Genomic DNA, 17,556 nt, shown 5'->3' on the forward strand with positions numbered 1-17,556 from the left:
CGGAGGGCGTCAGTTCCCGTAGAGGGAGACGACTCCGGCGGTGTCGACGCTCGTCATCGACAAGTCGTCGGATGACCCGTTGCACTGCGGGTAGTGCATGATCGACGACGAGTCATACGGCGTCAGCGGACGCCAGTTGTTGTCCTCGAAGCAGGTGCCGGCCTCGGGGCGGGTGTGCTCGTGGCGGAAGCCGAGCACGTGGCCGAGCTCATGGCCAAGCACGTTCGTCGGCGTCCAGGACGATCCGGGGGTCCAGATCGAGTCGTCGATGAGCACGTTCTGCAGACGCGGTGCCGTGCTCGGGAAGAAGGCCCGGGCGATGTACTGCGTCGTCTGCACCGGCTCCACCGAGAAGAGGACCGCGTTGTTGCGCGTCGTGCAGTTGGCGTCGGCGCTGGCGTCATAGATGAAGTCGATCTTGGACGATGCCGCCTCCCAGAGTGCGGCACCGCTCTCCATCGCGCTCACGACGTCGGCGTGACGCGCACCGAACGCGGTGCTGACGCAGTAGGTGAGGTTCGCCACCTGCGCGTCGGACCACTTGTCGTCGATGCTGTTGACCGTGTTGACGATGAGACCGTTGGTCACGGGGTCGGCGCCGAGGAGCTGTTCGTAGAACGACCGCAGCTCGCCCTGGTTGGAGATCACCTCGTCTCCGTTGACGACGTACGCGCCGTCGACGTCTCGGTAGGTCGACGCCTCGAACTCCTGGAAGGTGGGGATGTCGTCGGCGTCGGGTGCGGAATTGGCGGCAGCGGGGATGACCGTGCCGAGGCAGAGCGCAGCAGCCGCGGTAGCGGCGAACGCCAGTTTTCTCGTGAGTCGCAAAGTAGTAGTCCTTTTCGATCTGAACGATCCGCGCGCCCCCTCGGCACGCGGCCCCCGGCGTGAAAGGGGAGCAACTCTGCGCCGCCGATCGTGCCGAAGTCCGCTCACGGTAACCATGCCTTTCACGAGATGGCAAGGCATTTCCCGGCACGTTCACAGATTCCTGCACTCAGGTCAGAAATACCGAACGCCGGTCTGGTCGAAAGTGGCCTTCCCCTTCGCGAGACGTCAGGGGTCAGGGGTGACCCATGCGGGCGAAGGCGCCCAGCACGCTGCGCTCGGAGGCGGTGAGGTAGCGCTCGAGCTCTTCGGCGGCGGCCTCCGGGCCCTGTTCCAGCAGTGCCGTGAGCACCGCGCGGTTGCGGCGGACGTACGGCTCGTGCAGGGATCGTGGCTCGTCGATCTCGAGGAAGACGAGACGCAGCTCGGCGGCGACATCGCGGTAGGTGCGGGCGAGGCGTGCACTGTCGGCGAGGGCGACGATCCCGTCGTGGAAGGCCATGTTGGCGCTGCCGATGCGCCGCCAGTCCTCATGTGGCAGCTGCTCCTCCGCCTCGGCCAGGGCGTCGCGCATGAGCTGCACGGCGGGGTGCTCCGGCTCGGACTGGCGCAGCGCCGTGCACTCGATCACGCGGCGAGCGCGGTAGATGTCGATCACGTCGGCGATGGTGGGGGAGGCCACCGACACCCCGCGGTGGGGGATGTGCTCGACGAGGCCCTGCTCCGCGAGCACCCGGAAGGCTTCGCGGAGGGTGTTGCGCGACACATCGAACTGCTCGGCGAGGGCCGACTCCGACAGCCGAGACCCCGGTGCGAAGTCGCCGTCGATGATGCGCTGACGGAGCACGTCGGCGAGCACGCCCTGCTGGTTCATGACCCTCATCGTAGGCGTCGGGGCGGCAGGATCCTCCGCAGCCGACCGGAAACCCTCACACGAAGGCAACCGCGCTGTAGCACCGTCGTAACATGATTGTTGAACAATCGGGTTCTATCCGTTCTACACTGGGGGTCACCCGACACCCACCAACGACGATGGGAATCCCCCGCATGTCAGAGCAGACCACCGCCTCCCTCTCCCCGGAAGACGAAGCCCGCCTCTCATCCGCCAAGAAGCGCGCCGGCCGCAGTGCCGTCATCGGCGCGATCTTCCTCATGGCCACCAGCGCCATAGGACCCGGCTTCATCACGCAGACCGCCACGTTCACGGCGACGATGGGCGCGGCTTTCGCGTTCGCGATCCTCATCTCGATCCTGGTCGACATCGCGGTGCAGCTGAACGTCTGGCGCATGATCACGTCCTCCGGCAAGCGTGCGGGCGAACTCGCGAACAGCGCCATCCCGTTCTCCGGGCACCTGATCGCCGTGCTCGTCGTCATCGGAGGGCTGGCCTTCAACATCGGAAACATCGCCGGTGGCGGACTGGGTCTGAACGCGCTGCTCGGCATCGACACCAAGCTCGGCGGCATCGTCACCGCGGCACTCGCCATCATCATCTTCCTCGTGAAGAAGGCGGGACCCGTGATGGACATCGTGCTGGTCGTGCTCGGCATCGGCATGATCGTGATGACCGTGATCGTGGCCGTCATCGCCCAACCGCCGATCGGCGAGGCCCTGCGCCAGACCTTCGTTCCCGACGAGCTGAACTTCGCCACGATCACGACGATCGTCGGCGGAACCGTCGGCGGATACATCACCTACTCCGGCGCCCACCGCTACCTCGACTCCGGTCACACAGGGCCGGAGCACGCGGGCCCGGTGATGCGTGCGGCGACCAACGGCATCCTCGTGACCGGTGTCATGCGCTACGTGCTGTTCCTCGCGATCCTCGGCGTCGTGGCCTCCGGCGTCACGCTCGACCTCTCCGGTCAGGGCGCGAACCCGGCCGGTCAGGCGTTCGGCGCGGTGCTCGGAGACGCAGGTCTCCGCATCTTCGGTGCGATCTTCTGGGCCGCCGCGATCAGCTCGGTCATCGGTGCGGCGTACACCTCCGCGACCTTCCTCTCCACCTTCACCAAGAAGCTCAAGGGGGGATGGCCGCTGCAGCTCGCGACCGTCGCCTTCATCGTGGTGTCGCTCGCGGTGTACCTGTCGATCGGCACGGCCCCGGCGGCGATCCTCGTCTTCGTCGGCGGTTTCAACGGCCTCATCCTGCCGATCGGGCTCACGGTCTTCATGTACATCGGCTGGTTCCGCCGCGACCTGCTCGGCTCGAAGAAGTACCCGATGTGGCTGCTCGTCGCGGGTACGCTCGTGACCCTGCTCACCTGGTACATGGGTATCGTCTCGGTCGGCCCCATCTTCGCCTTCCTCGGAATCGGAGCGTGATCGCATGACATCCATCGACCTGAACTCGGATCTCGGCGAGAACGTCGCCGACCGCATCGTCAGCGACGACGAGAGCATGCTCCGCCTCGTCACCAGTGCGAACGTGTCGTGCGGGTTCCACGCCGGCAGCCCCGAGGGCATCCGCGAGACGCTCGCGGCCGCCGTGCGGGGCGGCGTCGTGATCGGCGCGCACCCCGGCTACCGCGACTACGAGAACTTCGGCCGCACGACGGTCGACATCGACTCGGCCACCCTGCAGGCGCACGTCGAGTACCAGCTCGGTGCGCTCATGGGACTCGCTGCCGCCGTCGGCGGCCGGGTGTCGTACGTGAAGCCGCATGGAGCGCTGTACAACACGATCGCGCGCGACGAACGGCAGTCGAAAGACGTCGTGGCGGCGATCCGCGCGATCGACCCGAGCCTGGTGCTGCTGGGGCTCTCCGGCGGCGTCGTGCTCGATGTCGCCGAGCGCGCAGGTCTCGCCGTCGCCGCCGAGGCGTTCGCGGACCGGGCCTATCAGCCCGATGGACAGCTCGTGTCGCGCACCGAGGAGGGGGCCGTTCTGCACGATCCTGCCGCGGTCGCCGAGCGCATGGTGCGCCTGGCCGCCGACGGTGTGATCCGTGCGATCGACGGCACCGACGTGCCCGTGGCCGCCCAGTCGATCTGCGTGCACGGCGACAGCCCCGGCTCGGTGGCGATGGCGGCGGCGACCAAGCGGATGCTGCAGGAAGCGGGCATCACGATCGCGCCGTTCGTGAGCGCCTGACATGACCGTTCTCGCCACCGCCGAGCAGCTCGCCGACGCCCGGGCGGCTCGTTCCGCCATTCGGGCGGGGCACTCCGAGCCGACCAGCGGAGTCGCGGTCGGACTGACACAGGCGAACCTCATCGCGGTGCCGGCCGACTGGGCCTTCGAGACGCTGCTCTTCGCGCAGCGGAACCCGAAGCCGTGCCCGGTGCTCGAGGTCATCGAGCAGGGCGCAGTGGAGTCACGACTGGCATCCGGAAGCGATATCCGTACCGACATCGGCCGGTATCGCATCTGGCGTGACGGCGAACTGGTCGAAGAGGTCACCGACGCGACCGCAGCCTGGGCGGAGCACCCGGACCTCGTCTCGTTCCTCATCGGATGCAGCTTCACCTTCGAATCCGGGCTCGTGCAGGCGGGAATCCCCATCCGCCATCAGGAGCTCGGCCGCAACGTGCCGATGTATCGCACGGCGGTGGCCTGCGTGCCTGCCGGGCGCCTGCGCGGTGAGATGGTCGTGTCGATGCGCCCGATCCCCGCGGCTCGCGTCGCGGATGCCGTGCAGATCTCCGGCCGCACTCCCGCGGTGCACGGCGCCCCGGTGCACATCGGTGACCCGGGAGCGCTCGGCATCGACGACCTGGCGCATCCCGACTTCGGAGATGCTCCCGAGGTGCGCGACGGCGAGGTGCCGGTGTTCTGGGCCTGCGGCGTCACGCCTCAGGCCGCGATCATGTCCTCGAAGCCGCCGTTCGCGATCACGCACGCCCCCGGGTACATGTTCATCACCGACGTTCCGGATGCGGAGTACCTCGTCTGATGCGCATCCTCACGGCATCCGATCATGCGCTCCTGATCGAGGCGGACGACCTCGACGAGGCGATGCGTCTGAACCTCGCGTGGGAGGGTGTGCCCGGCGTTCTCGAGCGCATTCCCGGGGCCCGCACCGTGCTCGTGCGTTTCGACCCCCTTCGAGTGTCCGCGTCCGACCTTGCGATCGCGCTCGCTGCGACCGAGATCGACACCGCGCATCTGCCGGGCACCGGCGAGGTCATCGTGCCCGTGCGGTACGACGGCGAAGACCTCGACGAGGCGGCATCGCTGTTGGGCCTCTCGGCGGAGGAGCTTGTCAATCGCCACCTCGCCGCGGATTGGCGGGTCGCGTTCTCGGGGTTCGCCCCCGGCTTCGGATACGTGGTGAGCAGCGATCCCCTGTTCGACGTGCCACGCCGTTCGTCGCCGCGCACACGCGTGCCCGCCGGCGCGGTCGCCCTCGCCGGACAGTTCACCGGCGTCTACCCGCGCGAGAGCCCGGGGGGATGGCAGCTCATCGGACGCACGGATGCCGTGATGTGGGACATCGATCGGAACCCGCCGGCACTGCTCTCTCCCGGAATCGCCGTGCGCTTCGAGCAGACGCGGGGCACGGCTCGGCTCGACGGGGGAAGGCTCGACGCGGGAGCGCCCGATCGGAACGGAGCTGCTGCGGTCGACGCACCTGGTCTCGGTTCCGGCGCGGATGCTGCCGTCGAGGTCGTGCGTCCGTCGCTGCAGTTGCTGGTGCAGGATGCCGGGCGTCCGGGCTATGCGGCCCTGGGAGTCTCGGCGTCGGGGGCGGCCGACCGCCGGGCGATGCGCGACGCGAACCGTGCGGTGGGCAATGCGACCGAGGCCGCCGTGCTCGAGAGCGTCGGGGGCGCTGTGCTGCGGTTCCGAGGTTCCGGCGTGGCCGCTGTCACGGGGGCCTTCGGCTCGCTCACGCTGCAGGAGGCCGGCGGCGCACAGCGACCCGTCGCGCACGGTGAGCCCTTCGCCACGGTCGACGGCGACGAGCTGACCCTCGGCCACCCCGAGCGTGGGCTGCGCTACGTCGTCGCCGTTCGCGGCGGACTGGATGCGGCCCCCGCGCTCGGCAGCCGTGCTGCCGACACCCTCGCGGGACTCGGCCCGGTACCTCTCGCAGCCGGCGTCGTGCTCCCGGTCGGCGACGCCGGTCGGCATGCTGTCGAGCCGGCCGTCATGCCGCGCGAGCTTCCCGCACCCGGAGAGCTCGTCGACCTCGAGATCACGCTCGGCCCTCGCGACGACTGGTTCACGGCTGCGGCCCTCGCGGCCCTCACTGGCCAGGAGTGGACCGTCACCCCGCGCTCCGATCGCGTCGGCATCCGACTCGAGGGCGAGGTGCCGCTGGAGCGCGCGCTCGGAGGCGAACTGCCGAGCGAGGGAGCCGTCACCGGTGCGATCCAGGTGCCGCCCGACGGGCAGCCGGTCCTGTTCCTTCCCGACCATCCGCTCACCGGCGGATACCCCATCATCGGTGCACTCACGGACCGCAGCCTCGACCTCGCCGGTCAACTGGCTCCGGGCGTGCGCCTTCGTTTCACCGTCAAGGAGTCCTCATGACCACCGTGTCGACCGCGCCGACCACGCAGAGGGTCCTGATCGCGAATCGCGGGGAGATCGCGGTGCGTGTCATCCGCGCCTGCGCCGAAGCCGGATACGCATCCGTCGCGGTCTACGCGGATCAGGATGCCGACGCCCTGCACGTGCGCCTGGCCGACGAGGCCGTGGGTCTGGGGGGTTCGACCGCTGCCGACACGTACCTTTCCGTGGATGCGCTGCTCGCCGCCGCACAGCAGTCGGGTGCGACCGCTGTGCACCCCGGATACGGGTTCCTGTCGGAGAGCGCGACGTTCGCACGGGCCGTGGAGGATGCGGGGCTGGTCTGGATCGGACCGACGCCCGAGAGCATCGATGCGCTCGGCGACAAGATGACCGCGCGGCGTATCGCCCAGCAGGTCGGCGCACCGCTGGCCGCAGGAACCGACGAGCCGCTGGCTGGCCCGGAGGAAGCCGTGGCGTTCGCGCAGGAGCACGGTCTCCCCATCGCGATCAAGGCGGCGTTCGGCGGTGGCGGACGCGGCCTCAAGGTCGTGCGCGAGCTTTCCGAGGTCGCGGAGGCGTTCGACGCGGCCACCCGTGAGGCGATCGCGGCGTTCGGGCGGGGAGAGTGCTTCGTGGAGCGCTTCCTCGAGAGCCCGCGACACATCGAGGTGCAGGTGCTCGGCGACGGACTGGGCGGTGTCGTGGTGGTCGGCGACCGCGACTGCTCGATGCAGCGCCGCAACCAGAAGCTCATCGAGGAGGCGCCGGCTCCGGGGCTCTCCGTCGAGCAGCGGACGCGATTCCACGATGCGGCACGGTCGATCTGTGGCGAGGTGAAGTACCGCGGGGCCGGCACCGTGGAGTTCCTTCTCGCGGCTGACGGCACCATCTCGTTCCTCGAGGTGAACACCCGGCTTCAGGTGGAGCATCCGGTCACCGAAGAGGTCACCGGCGTCGACCTGGTGCGCGAGCAGTTCCGCATCGCGTTCGGGGACGGGCCGTCGTTCGTCGAGACGCCCACCCCCGTCGGGCACGCGTTCGAGTTCCGCATCAATGCTGAAGACCCCGGGCGCGGCTTCCTGCCGAGCCCCGGTCGCGTCGAGAGGTTGCGGATCCCCGGCGGTCCTGGCGTGCGCTGGGACAGCGGTATCGAAGAGGGTGACGTCGTGCAGTCGGCGTTCGACTCGATGATCGCCAAGCTGATCGTGCACGCCGAATCCCGTGACGCGGCCATCGTGCGCGCGAGGCGGGCGCTGCGCGAGCTCGCGGTGGAGGGCCCGGCGACGGTCATCCCGTTCGACCTGATGGCCCTCGACGAGGAGGCGTTCGCCACGGCGACCTTCGCGGTGCACACGCAGTGGATCGAGAGCGCCCTGCTGCCGAAGCTGGAGACACAGTCGCGGCCTGCAGCCGTGTCGGATGCCGCGCTGCAGCGCTTCCCGGTCGAGATCGACGGCCGCCGCGTGATGCTCGGCCTCCCTGCCGGATTGCTGGCGGGTCTGGGGCGTGCGGCGGGCCCTGCGGCGGCGGCGCCCACGGCCGATCCGACTGCACTGCGCTCGCCGGTGCCGGGCACGCTCGTGCGGTGGCTCGTCGACGACGGCGCCGAGGTCGCGGAGGGTGAGCCGGTCGCGGTCCTCGACGCCATGAAGATGGAGACCACGGTCGGTGCGCATCGCGCCGGAACCCTGTCGCAGCGCGCAGAGCTGTCCGCGATGGTCGCCGCCGACGCCGTGCTCGCCGTCATCGATTGAGACTCTGCGGGCTGCGAAACGCAGAGATCCCGGATGCCTCACGCGAGGCATCCGGGATCTTCGTGTTCGTGGGGGGCGACCTACGCGGGGTCGCCGCCGAGCGGACCGACCGCCTCGAGAGGCTTGGGGTCGTCGGCGCCGGTCTTGCGCAGGCGGGCGATGAGGTTGCCCAGGTGGTAGATGAGGATCGCCGCGACGGTGGCGATGACGATGCCGCCGAGCTCGAACCCGGAAGCCTCGTCCTTGATCATGAAACCCCCGACGGCCATGATCAATGCGACCGCTGCCGTGTACTGGTTGACCGGGCGTGAGAAGTCGACGCGGTTGTCGACCCAGATCTTGATGCCGATGACGCCGATCAGGCCGTAGAGCGCCGTCGTCACGCCACCGAGCACTCCGGCGGGCACCGAGTTGATGACCTCGCCGAACTTGGGGGAGAGGCTGAGCAGGATCGCGGCTGCGCCGGCCACCCAGTAAGCGGCGGTCGAATAGACGCGGGTGGATGCCATCACGCCGATGTTCTCGCCGTACGTCGTGGTGCCCGAACCGCCGAAGAAGCCGGCCAGGGTGGTCGAGACACCGTCTGCGATCAGCGCCTTTCCGGTCTGCTGGTTCACGCTCGCGTCGCCGGTCATGGTCGCGACGCCGCGGACGTGGCCGACGTTCTCGGCGATCAGCACGAGGACGACCGGGAGGAACATCGCGAGTGCGGTGAGGGTGCCGGGCTCGGTGAAGTTCGGGAAGGTGAAGGTCGGCAGGCCCACCCAGTCGGCCTTCTCGACGGCGCTGAAGTCGAGCTCGCCGCGGAACGCCGCGAAGATGTACCCCGCGATCACGCCGAGGAAGATCGAGATGCGCCCGAGGAAGCCGCGGAACACCACAGCGAAGAGGATGGTGATCGCGAGGGTGAACGTCGCGGTCACGGGTGCTGCGGCGTAGTTGTTGTGCGCCGCGCCGGCGAGGTTGAACCCGATGAGCGCGACGATCGTTCCGGCGAGGACCGGCGGCAGGAACCGATCGACCCACTTCACTCCGACCGTGTGCACCACGACGCCGATGATCGCCAGCAGCACGCCGACCGCGACGATTCCGGCCAGGGCGGTGCCCATGTTCGCGGAGGCGGTCGCGGCGGTGACCGGTGCGATGAAGGCGAACGACGAACCGAGGTAGCTGGGCAGCTTGTTGCGCGTGACCAGCAGGAACAGGATCGTGCCCACACCGCTGAAGAGCAGCGTGGTGGCGACCGGGAACCCGGTGATGATCGGCACCAGGAACGTGGCGCCGAACATCGCCACGACGTGCTGGAGACCGATCGCGATGGTCGCTGGCCAGTTCAGGCGCTCATCGGGACGGACGACGGCGCCGGGCTCGACCGTGCGGCCGTTTCCGTGCAGCTTCCACAGGGCCATGCGGGCTCCTCAAGGTTCGGGGATGTCGGGAGTGCTGGAGCAACACTACCGATTCCTGAGTTTTCCCTGAGCGCTTTCTACCATGGTAGATGCGACGGTAGAATGGTAGACATGAGCCTGAACATCAAGAACGAGACGACGCACGAGCTGGTGCGCCGGCTCGCGGCGCTCACCGGGCAGAGCCAGACGAGCGCGGTGGAAGATGCGGTGCGGCGGAGGCTGGCCGAGCTGGAGCAGCAGCGCTCGGATGACGAGCTGGAGCGGCGTCGCCGAATACGGGCGATAATCCGGCGGGCGCAGCAGATCCCCTCCACCGGGCGCACGACCGAAGAGATCATGGACGAGCTCTACGACGAGACGGGAATGCCTCGGTGATCGTCGACTCCTCAGCCCTCGTGGCTGTCTTGATGGCGGAGCCCGAAGCTGCGGAGATCGGACGACTGCTGGAGGGGGGCCCGTTCTCCCTATCCGCGGCCACGCTCACGGAGTGCATGATCGTGCTCCGTGGCAAAGGAGGCGAGGAGAAGGCGCTCGCGCTGGACGAGCTTCTGGAGGCGACGGGGGCGACCGTCGTTCCGCTTGACGAGGATCAGGCGCGCCTGGCGACCAGAGCCTACGTGCGCTACGGCCGTGGCTCCGGGAGTCGCGCCCGCCTGAACTACGGCGACTGCTTCTCCTATGCGCTCGCGGTCAGTCGCGACGAGCCGTTGCTCTTCAAGGGTGACGACTTCATCCACACCGACGTGCGTCGCGTCGAACCTGCCTGACGGTTCAGGCGCCGAGGCGGTCGATCAGCTCGCGGTAGCGGTCGGCGGTGCGCGCGACCACATCGTCGGGAAGCGCCGGCGGCTCGCCCTGCTTGTCCCAGTTCGCGCCCATCCAGTCGCGCACGATCTGCTTGTCGAAGCTCGCCATCCGTGCGCTCGGGCTGGTGCCGGTGCGCCAGGCCTCGGCGTCCCAGTACCTCGAGGAGTCGCTCGTGAGCACCTCGTCGGCCAGGCGCAGGGTGCCGTCTGCATCCGTCCCGAACTCGAACTTGGTGTCGGCGAGGATCAGGCCCTTCTCCTCGGCGATCGCGGCGGCACGGGCGTAGATCGCGAGGGAGGCGTCGCGCAGCTCGGCCGCGCGCTCGGCGCCGACCAGCTCGACGGTGCGCTCGAACGTGATGTTCTCGTCATGCTCGCCCATCGGCGCCTTGTATGCCGGGGTGAACAGCGGCTTCGGCAGCCGGTCGCCGTTCTGCAGACCGGCCGGGAGCGGGATGCCGCACACGGTGCCGCTCTCCTGGTACTCGGCCCAGCCCGAGCCCGTGATGTACCCGCGCACGACGCATTCGATCGGCAGCATCTCGAGCGACTGCGCGAGCATGGCGTGATCGGCCACCGACTCGGGCAACTCGCCCTCGGCGATGTGGTTGGGGAACTCGGAGAGCTGCGCGAACCACCAGCGGCTCAGCCGCGTCAGCAGGGCGCCCTTGTCGGTGATGCCGGGGGAGAGCACGGTGTCGAAGGCGCTCACGCGGTCGGAGGCCACGACGAGGATGCGGGTGTCCGCCGGATCCTCCGAGGCGTACAGGTCGCGGACCTTGCCCGAGTAGATGTGCCGCCAGCCGGGGATGCTCTGTGCCGTGCCTTCTGAAGGTGTGCTCACCCGCCTATTATCCCGGTTCCGTCCGACCGCGATCGCCCGCGTCCGTGGGTCGCGCTCGCGGGTGTCGGAGCCGGTGTCTAGCGTGGAGGCGTGGCTGACGACATCTTCACCGACCGGCTCCGTCTGTCGCGGGCGGTGGCCTCCGACCTCGACGCGATCTTCGCGATCCAGAAAGATCCTCGGGTGTGGACGCACTTTCCGAGCCTCCGACACATCGACCCGGCGACGACCCTCGACATGATGGAGCGTTGGGACCGCAGCTGGGAGCAGGCGGGACTCGGATCGTGGGTGGCACGTCTGCGTGACACGGACGAGATCATCGGAAACGGCGGCTGCACGCTGCTTCGCGGCGAGGTGTGGAACGTCGGATACCGCATCGCGGCCGATCAGCACGGACACGGGTATGCGACCGAGCTGGCGCGCGCCGGCATCGAGCAGGCACGACTCATCGACCCCGATCGCCCGGTCATCGCCTACCTCGTGGAGCACAACCGGGCGTCGGCGCACGTGGCGGAGAAGCTGGGCCTCGAACTCGTGCATCGTGCGGCGGATGTCGGCAACCCCGATCCTGCGGTGATGCGGCTCGTGTACGCGGACCGACCGCTCACCCCGACGCAGCTCGCGGCCGCCCTCGGCTGACCGGCTGACCGGCTGACCGACCGCTCGGGGGCGGTCTTGTCGCTGTCCGCCGTTGGGCGTATAGTCCACATGGACTATTTGAGGTGAGGGACATGGCGAAGGACGCTGTCGATCGGCTCACCCCCATGGGGGTGATGGTGCTCGCACTGCTGCGCGAGGGCGACATGCACCCCTATGAGATGGTGCGTCTCATGCGTGCGCGTCACGATGACCGCCTGCTCGCGATCACCAACGGGACGCTCTATCACACGGTCTCCCGGCTTCACCGCGCGGGGCTGATTGAGGAGCTCGGCATCGACCGCGAGGGCAACCGTCCGGAGCGCACGACATACGCCCTGACGGATGCCGGACGTGAAGCGGTCGTGACGTGGGTGCAGCGCGAGCTGCCCCGCATCGATCACCCGGCCGACTTCCGCATCGCGCTCGCCGAGGCGCACAACCTCGAGCGCCAGGAGGTCATCGGCCTCCTGCGCGCGAGGCGCGTCGCGCTCGTCGAGGATCACGCACGGCACCGCGACGGCCTGCGGAAGGCCACGGAGAAGAGCGTGCCCGAGCAGGTGCTCGTCGAGATCGAGCGTCAGGAAGTCCTGCTGGAAGCCGAGCTCCGCTGGCTCGACTCCCTCCTCGACCGCCTCGAAACCCAGGTCCTGCCGTGGGGTCCCACGGCATTCCCACACTCAGACCGCTACCGCGCCCAGCGAAAGGCTGCACAGCAATGACAGATACCCCTCGCGACGGAGACCGCCCGCCGGTATCCGCGCCCTCGACCTCCGGTCCCTCGACCTCCGGTCCGTCGACAGGTACCTACTCCGTGGGTCACAAGCCCGCTAGCCCCTGGCCCGCACTCTGGGCGCTGGTCATCGGCTTCTTCATGATCCTCGTCGACACCACGATCGTGTCGGTCGCGAATCCGGCCATCAAGGCCGCGCTCGACCCGAACACGAACAACCTCGACAACGTCGTGTGGGTCACGAGCGCCTACCTGCTCGCCTACGCGGTGCCGCTGCTGATTACCGGACGCCTCGGTGACCGCTTCGGCCCGAAGAACATCTACCTGATCGGTCTCGCCGTCTTCACTCTCGCGTCGCTGTGGTGCGGACTGTCGACCACCCTCGAGGGATTGATCGTCGCTCGCGCCGTGCAGGGTCTCGGCGCGGCGTTCATGACGCCGCAGACCATGGCGGTGATCACCCGCACCTTCCCGCCCGAGCGCCGCGGCGCCGCGATGGGGCTCTGGGGCGCGACCGCCGGTGTCGCGACCCTCGTCGGTCCGCTCGTGGGTGGTCTGCTCGTCGACGGCTTCGGCTGGGAGTGGATCTTCTTCGTGAACATCCCGGTCGGCATCGTCGCCTTCGTGCTCGCGTGGCGTCTGGTCCCGAAGCTGGCAACGCACCCGCACCGGTTCGACATCGTCGGGGTGGTGCTGAGTGCCGTGGCCCTGTTCCTGATCGTGTTCGGACTGCAGGAGGGTGAGAAGTACGACTGGGGCGTGATCTGGGGTCCGATCTCGGTGTGGAGCCTCATCATCGTGGGTCTCATCGTGCTCGGGCTGTTCATCCTGCAGCAGGCGAAGACCCGCAGCGAGCCGCTGGTTCCGCTCGAGCTGTTCCGCGACCGTAACTTCTCGGGAGCGAACGTGGCGATCGCCGCGGTCGGCTTCACGGTGACGAGCATGTCGCTGCCGATGATGTTCTTCCTGCAGACTGCACGCGGGCTCACGCCCACCGAGGCCGCGCTGCTCCTGATCCCGATGGCCGTGCTCTCCGGTGTGCTCGCGCCCGCCGCGGGCAAGCTGCTCGACCGCGTCGACCCCCGCATCATCCTGATCCCGGGCCTGCTCTGCGTGGCCGGAGCGCTCGTCTGGTACTCCGCACTGATCAACATGGACACCCCGATCTGGATGTTCCTGCTGCCCTCCGCGCTGATGGGCATCGGCAACGCCGGTATGTGGGGTCCGCTCGCCACCACCGCGACGCGCAAGCTGCCGCCGCGCCAAGCGGGTGCGGGTGCCGGCATCTACAACACCACCCGGACCATCGGATCGGTCATCGGATCGGCATCCATCGCCGCGTTCATGCAGTCCCGGCTCGAGGCGAACCTTCCGGGGCTCGCTGACGCGCCGGCGGGCATCTCGACCGGGGGAACGCTGCCACCCCAGGTGGCCGACGGATTCGCCGCGGGCATGTCGCAGGCGATCCTGCTTCCGGCCTGCGTGATGGTGATCGCCCTCATCGCCTCGTTGTTCCTCGGCCGTTACGACAAGACCGATGCGGCTGCTCCGGTGGCCACGCGAGCGGAGTAGTCGGCGACTGTCTCTCCACGATCGAGCCCGAGAGGTGCGACTTCCGCACTTCTCGGGCTCGTCCTCGTCTTGCCTCCGACTCGGACTTGTGGCGGAGCTATCGTCGCTCCGTGCCGACGGTCATGCGAGTGCGCGGATACCGATTCTTCTTCTACAGCAACGAAGGATCGGAGCCCCCGCATGTGCACGTCGAGCGGGCGGAGTTCACTGCCAAGTTCTGGCTCAGGCCGGTAGAATCGGCGGCGAAGACGAGGTTCGACGACCGTGAGCTGCGACTGCATCGACGATTGATCGAACGCCAGCGCGGGCTGATCGAGGAGGCGTGGCATGAGCACTTCGGTGGATGACGCCGCCGCCGTCGGCGTCGTGACCGACGAACGCGAACTGCATGTGCGCATGAAGGACGGACGAACGATCAGCGTACCCCTCGACTGGTTTCCGAGACTTGTCGATGCGAGCCCGAACGAGCGTGCGGACTGGCGGCTGATCGGCGCCGGCGAGGGCATTCACTGGCCACAGCTGGATGAGGACGTATCCATCGCTGCGCTGCTTCGAGGTCGCTGACCCGTTTTGCCGGGAACTCAGGAATGTGATGTCATCAGGCGATGACGATCGCACTCACTCGACCGACCATCGACCTCTTCGACTCCTGGGCCGCCGCAGTGGCCGAGTTCGAGGGCGGACATGTCGACGGCGGCGGTATCGAGAAGGGTTTCGTTCCTGACAGGGCTTCCGGCGAGGACATCGTCGAGAAGGCGGCTCTGTATGCCACTCCCGGCGCCGCGCTGCCGGAGGGCCACGTGCCCTGTGACTACTTCTGGATCACCGAGGGCGATGAGGTCGTCGGCTTCCTCTCGTTCCGGCGTGAACTCAACGACTGGCTGCGTCGTTTCGGCGGGCACATCGGCTACTCCGTGATCCCGTCGCGGCGTCGCGAGGGCATCGTGCGCGAGGCCCTCCGCCTCATGCTGCGTGCCGCCAAGGTCGACGGCTACGACCGTGTGATGCTCACCTGCGATGACGACAACATCGGGTCCATCCGCACCATCGAGGGGGCTGGTGGCGAACTCGAAGACGTGATCGATGCGCCGGAGAGCGGGCAGCCCCGCGTGCGGCGCTACTGGATCGATATTTCGGGGACCCGACTCGCCGCGAGCTAGGGTAGATCCTCGGCGGTCGTCCGGTCGCTGCTGTCGACCCGAGGAGCACACGTCGTGATCCGAAATCCATCCGCCGCGGCGGGCCGCCTGCGCCGATCGGTGCGCACCGTAGGCGCGGCCGCGCTCGTCGCCTTCGTCGCCGTCGGGGCTCTCCTCGCGGGAGCCGCCCCCGCCACCGCCGCGAACGACGGCGACAAGTACGTCATCGGCACCGACACGACGTTCGCGCCGTTCGAGTTCACCGACAAGGACGGCAACCTCGTCGGCATCGACATGGACCTGCTCCGTGCGATCGCGAAAGACCAGGGCTTCGAGGTCGAGATCCGCCAGCTCGGATTCGACGCCGCCGTGCAGGCGCTGCAGTCGAACCAGGTCGACGCGGTCATGGCCGGCATGTCGATCACCGAAGAGCGGCAGAAGACCTTCGACTTCAGCGAGCCGTACTTCACCAGCGGCATCCAGCTCGGCGTGCTCGAGTCGAGCGACATCCAGTCCCTCGACGACCTCGACGGCAAGGCCGTCGCGGTGAAGACCGGCACGCAGGGGCAGACCTTCGCCGACGAGAACAAGGACGAGTACGGCTTCAAGGTCACGCCGTACCAGGACACCACCGACATGGTCGACGCTGTGAAGGCCGGCCAGGCGGTCGGCTACTTCGAGGACTTCCCGGTACTGGCCTTCGGCATCCAGCAGGGCTCCGGCTTCCGCCTGATCGGTGAGCCCGAGCTCGGCGGCGAGTACGGCTTCGCGGTCAACAAGGGGCAGCACCCCGAGCTGATCGAGATGTTCAACGCCGGACTCGCCAATCTGAAGGCGTCCGGGGAGTACGACGAGATCGTCGACACGTATCTCTCCGGTGGCGAGGAGTCCACGCAGCTCACCGACATCATCTCCGTCGCGGTGCAGTACTGGCCAGCGCTCATGGAGGGTCTGTGGCTCACGGTCCTCGCGACGATCGTCGCCATCGTGGCCGCCTTCATCCTGGGGCTCATCTTCGGCTTCGGTCGGGTCTCGAAGTTCGCACCGTTCCGCTGGATCGCGACCGCCTACGTCTACGTCTTCCGCGGCACCCCGATCCTCATCCAGGCGTTCTTCGTGTTCTTCGCGATCCCGCAGCTCTTCCCCGGGCTCACGTTCAACCCGTTCGTCGCCGGAGCCATCACGCTCTCGCTCAACACCGGTGCGTACATGACCGAGATCATCCGCGGAGGCATCCAGGCGGTCGATCCGGGACAGAACGAGGCCTCGCGCTCGCTGGGTCTCGGACACTGGAAGACGATGCAGAAGGTCGTGCTCCCGCAGGCGTTCCGCATCATGATCCCGTCGTTCGTCAACCAGGGCATCATCACGCTCAAGGACACGTCGCTGATCAGCGTGATCGGACTCGCGGAGCTGACGTTCGTCTCGCGCCAGATCATCGCCTCGACGTATCTGTCGGCGCAGGTGCTGACGATCGTCGCCATCATCTACTTCGTCGTGATCACGCTGCTGACGCTGCTCGCGAACCGCCTGGAGAGGACGTTCAACGCATGAGCAAGATCGTGGTGCAGGACCTGCACAAGTCGTTCGGAGACAACGAGGTGCTCAAGGGTATCAACCTCGCGGTGGAGGACGGCGAGGTCGTCGCGGTCATCGGTCCTTCGGGGTCGGGCAAGTCGACCCTGCTGCGCTGCCTCAACAAGCTCGAGGAGCCGACGTCCGGGCACGTCATCATCGACGGCGTCGACCTGACCGACAAGAGCGTGAAGCTCGACGAGGTGCGTCAACGCATCGGCATGGTGTTCCAGCACTTCAACCTGTTCCCGCACATGACCGTGCTCGAGAACATCACGCTCGCGCCGGTCGAGTGCGGCAAGATGACGAAGGCCGAGGCGCGTGAGCGGGCACTGTCCCTCCTCGAGCGCGTAGGCCTCTCCGAGAAGGCGGATGCGAAGCCCGCATCCCTCTCGGGTGGGCAGAAGCAGCGTGTGGCGATCGCCCGTGCGCTCGCGATGGACCCCGAGATCATGCTGTTCGACGAGGCCACGAGCGCGCTCGACCCCGAGATGGTCGGCGAGGTGCTGCAGGTCATCCGTGATCTGGCCTCGGGCGGTATGACCATGGTGCTGGTGACGCACGAGATGGGCTTCGCGCGCGAGGTCTCCGGCCGCACCGTCTTCATGGACGGCGGCGTCGTCGTCGAAGAGGCCCCGCCCGCCGAGCTCTTCGGTGCGCCCAAGAACGAGCGTCTGAAGGACTTCCTCTCGAAGGTGCTCTGACCTCGTCCCCCCCCCGTGGTGCGTTCGAGCGAGCTGCCGTCGGGGCACAGCCGGAACTTCACCATAAGCTGACGGTCGACGAAGCGTGGGCGGGG

19 protein-coding genes are annotated in these 17,556 nt (G+C 68.0%); 15 read left to right on the top strand and 4 right to left on the bottom strand.

The window, feature by feature from the left end; all coding sequences use genetic code 11:
• Nucleotides 1-9: 9 nt before the first annotated feature.
• A complete protein-coding gene (locus ACFVWL_RS09275) occupies nt 10-828 on the bottom strand; it encodes a matrixin family metalloprotease (protein WP_387181479.1) in 819 nt (272 codons plus the stop codon).
• Nucleotides 829-1,063: 235 nt separating this feature from the next.
• Entirely contained in the window at nt 1,064-1,702 is a 639-nt protein-coding gene (locus tag ACFVWL_RS09280; RefSeq protein WP_387181482.1) for a GntR family transcriptional regulator, read from the bottom strand.
• Nucleotides 1,703-1,875: 173 nt separating this feature from the next.
• Between ACFVWL_RS09280 and ACFVWL_RS09285 the strand changes: the two genes are divergently transcribed.
• Genes ACFVWL_RS09285 through ACFVWL_RS09305 form a run of 5 tightly spaced genes read left to right on the top strand, consistent with a single transcriptional unit; the run spans nt 1,876 to nt 8,043 of the window.
• A complete protein-coding gene (locus ACFVWL_RS09285; RefSeq protein WP_387181485.1) occupies nt 1,876-3,153 on the top strand; it encodes an NRAMP family divalent metal transporter in 1,278 nt (425 codons plus the stop codon).
• Between the two features lie 4 nt (nt 3,154-3,157).
• A complete protein-coding gene (locus ACFVWL_RS09290) occupies nt 3,158-3,922 on the top strand; it encodes a LamB/YcsF family protein (protein ID WP_387181486.1) in 765 nt (254 codons plus the stop codon).
• A 1-nt stretch (nt 3,923) separates the two neighbouring features.
• Nucleotides 3,924-4,724: a putative hydro-lyase gene (locus tag ACFVWL_RS09295; protein ID WP_387181489.1), complete on the top strand. Its 801-nt coding sequence runs from the start codon at nt 3,924-3,926 to the stop codon at nt 4,722-4,724.
• Complete coding sequence (locus tag ACFVWL_RS09300; protein WP_387181492.1) at nt 4,724-6,307, top strand: carboxyltransferase domain-containing protein; 1,584 nt, start codon at nt 4,724-4,726, stop codon at nt 6,305-6,307. Before ACFVWL_RS09295 ends, ACFVWL_RS09300 begins: the two co-directional genes overlap by 1 nt.
• The gene (locus ACFVWL_RS09305; RefSeq protein ID WP_387181494.1) at nt 6,304-8,043 is read left to right on the top strand and encodes an acetyl/propionyl/methylcrotonyl-CoA carboxylase subunit alpha; all 1,740 of its coding nucleotides are present in this window, start codon (nt 6,304-6,306) and stop codon (nt 8,041-8,043) included. Before ACFVWL_RS09300 ends, ACFVWL_RS09305 begins: the two co-directional genes overlap by 4 nt.
• An 80-nt stretch (nt 8,044-8,123) precedes the next feature.
• Here ACFVWL_RS09305 and ACFVWL_RS09310 read toward each other — a convergent pair whose 3' ends face one another.
• Nucleotides 8,124-9,452 carry a uracil-xanthine permease family protein gene (locus tag ACFVWL_RS09310; RefSeq protein WP_387181496.1) on the bottom strand — a complete coding sequence of 443 codons (1,329 nt, stop codon included), beginning with the start codon at nt 9,450-9,452 and terminating at the stop codon, nt 8,124-8,126.
• Between the two features lie 111 nt (nt 9,453-9,563).
• Here ACFVWL_RS09310 and ACFVWL_RS09315 point away from each other — a divergent pair, with 111 nt between their 5' ends.
• Nucleotides 9,564-9,827 carry a type II toxin-antitoxin system VapB family antitoxin gene (locus ACFVWL_RS09315; RefSeq protein WP_387181499.1) on the top strand — a complete coding sequence of 88 codons (264 nt, stop codon included), beginning with the start codon at nt 9,564-9,566 and terminating at the stop codon, nt 9,825-9,827.
• A gap of 32 nt (nt 9,828-9,859) precedes the next feature.
• Nucleotides 9,860-10,219: a type II toxin-antitoxin system VapC family toxin gene (locus tag ACFVWL_RS09320; RefSeq protein WP_387181501.1), complete on the top strand. Its 360-nt coding sequence runs from the start codon at nt 9,860-9,862 to the stop codon at nt 10,217-10,219.
• Between the two features lie 4 nt (nt 10,220-10,223).
• Here ACFVWL_RS09320 and ACFVWL_RS09325 read toward each other — a convergent pair whose 3' ends face one another.
• Entirely contained in the window at nt 10,224-11,102 is an 879-nt protein-coding gene (locus tag ACFVWL_RS09325) for a phosphoribosylaminoimidazolesuccinocarboxamide synthase (protein ID WP_387181503.1), read from the bottom strand.
• Between the two features lie 90 nt (nt 11,103-11,192).
• Between ACFVWL_RS09325 and ACFVWL_RS09330 the strand changes: the two genes are divergently transcribed.
• From ACFVWL_RS09330 to ACFVWL_RS09365, 8 genes are all read left to right on the top strand, one after another.
• Nucleotides 11,193-11,741 (top strand): GNAT family N-acetyltransferase, encoded by a 549-nt coding sequence (locus tag ACFVWL_RS09330; RefSeq protein ID WP_387181506.1) that lies wholly within the window; start codon nt 11,193-11,195, stop codon nt 11,739-11,741.
• 92 nt (nt 11,742-11,833) lie between these two features.
• Entirely contained in the window at nt 11,834-12,460 is a 627-nt protein-coding gene (locus ACFVWL_RS09335) for a PadR family transcriptional regulator (RefSeq protein WP_387181508.1), read from the top strand.
• Nucleotides 12,461-12,612: 152 nt separating this feature from the next.
• The gene (locus tag ACFVWL_RS09340; RefSeq protein WP_387183584.1) at nt 12,613-14,043 is read left to right on the top strand and encodes a DHA2 family efflux MFS transporter permease subunit; all 1,431 of its coding nucleotides are present in this window, start codon (nt 12,613-12,615) and stop codon (nt 14,041-14,043) included.
• 110 nt (nt 14,044-14,153) lie between these two features.
• Complete coding sequence (locus ACFVWL_RS09345) at nt 14,154-14,390, top strand: DUF4160 domain-containing protein (protein ID WP_387181511.1); 237 nt, start codon at nt 14,154-14,156, stop codon at nt 14,388-14,390.
• Nucleotides 14,371-14,607, top strand: coding sequence for a DUF2442 domain-containing protein (locus tag ACFVWL_RS09350; RefSeq protein WP_387181513.1), 237 nt, complete (start codon nt 14,371-14,373; stop codon nt 14,605-14,607). Before ACFVWL_RS09345 ends, ACFVWL_RS09350 begins: the two co-directional genes overlap by 20 nt.
• A 41-nt stretch (nt 14,608-14,648) precedes the next feature.
• Nucleotides 14,649-15,203, top strand: coding sequence for a GNAT family N-acetyltransferase (locus tag ACFVWL_RS09355; RefSeq protein ID WP_387181516.1), 555 nt, complete (start codon nt 14,649-14,651; stop codon nt 15,201-15,203).
• Between the two features lie 54 nt (nt 15,204-15,257).
• Nucleotides 15,258-16,736, top strand: a complete 1,479-nt coding sequence (locus ACFVWL_RS09360; RefSeq protein ID WP_387181519.1) for an amino acid ABC transporter substrate-binding protein/permease — start codon at nt 15,258-15,260, stop codon at nt 16,734-16,736.
• Nucleotides 16,733-17,461 carry an amino acid ABC transporter ATP-binding protein gene (locus tag ACFVWL_RS09365; RefSeq protein ID WP_387181522.1) on the top strand — a complete coding sequence of 243 codons (729 nt, stop codon included), beginning with the start codon at nt 16,733-16,735 and terminating at the stop codon, nt 17,459-17,461. The genes ACFVWL_RS09360 and ACFVWL_RS09365 overlap by 4 nt, the downstream gene beginning before the upstream one ends.
• Nucleotides 17,462-17,556 lie beyond the last annotated feature (95 nt).

This window comes from Microbacterium sp. NPDC058269, assembly GCF_042881445.1.
Lineage (GTDB): Bacteria > Actinomycetota > Actinomycetes > Actinomycetales > Microbacteriaceae > Microbacterium.

Coding starts and splice junctions, on each gene's coding strand:
- ACFVWL_RS09295 (WP_387181489.1), top strand. CDS start 3,924: ATGACCGTTCTCGCCACCGCCGAGCAGCTCGCCGACGCCCGGGCGGCT.
- ACFVWL_RS09350 (WP_387181513.1), top strand. CDS start 14,371: ATGAGCACTTCGGTGGATGACGCCGCCGCCGTCGGCGTCGTGACCGAC.
- ACFVWL_RS09280 (WP_387181482.1), bottom strand. CDS start 1,702: ATGAACCAGCAGGGCGTGCTCGCCGACGTGCTCCGTCAGCGCATCATC.
- ACFVWL_RS09290 (WP_387181486.1), top strand. CDS start 3,158: ATGACATCCATCGACCTGAACTCGGATCTCGGCGAGAACGTCGCCGAC.
- ACFVWL_RS09315 (WP_387181499.1), top strand. CDS start 9,564: ATGAGCCTGAACATCAAGAACGAGACGACGCACGAGCTGGTGCGCCGG.
- ACFVWL_RS09365 (WP_387181522.1), top strand. CDS start 16,733: ATGAGCAAGATCGTGGTGCAGGACCTGCACAAGTCGTTCGGAGACAAC.
- ACFVWL_RS09320 (WP_387181501.1), top strand. CDS start 9,860: ATGGCGGAGCCCGAAGCTGCGGAGATCGGACGACTGCTGGAGGGGGGC.
- ACFVWL_RS09340 (WP_387183584.1), top strand. CDS start 12,613: ATGATCCTCGTCGACACCACGATCGTGTCGGTCGCGAATCCGGCCATC.
- ACFVWL_RS09355 (WP_387181516.1), top strand. CDS start 14,649: ATGACGATCGCACTCACTCGACCGACCATCGACCTCTTCGACTCCTGG.
- ACFVWL_RS09285 (WP_387181485.1), top strand. CDS start 1,876: ATGTCAGAGCAGACCACCGCCTCCCTCTCCCCGGAAGACGAAGCCCGC.
- ACFVWL_RS09305 (WP_387181494.1), top strand. CDS start 6,304: ATGACCACCGTGTCGACCGCGCCGACCACGCAGAGGGTCCTGATCGCG.
- ACFVWL_RS09310 (WP_387181496.1), bottom strand. CDS start 9,452: ATGGCCCTGTGGAAGCTGCACGGAAACGGCCGCACGGTCGAGCCCGGC.
- ACFVWL_RS09335 (WP_387181508.1), top strand. CDS start 11,834: ATGGCGAAGGACGCTGTCGATCGGCTCACCCCCATGGGGGTGATGGTG.
- ACFVWL_RS09300 (WP_387181492.1), top strand. CDS start 4,724: ATGCGCATCCTCACGGCATCCGATCATGCGCTCCTGATCGAGGCGGAC.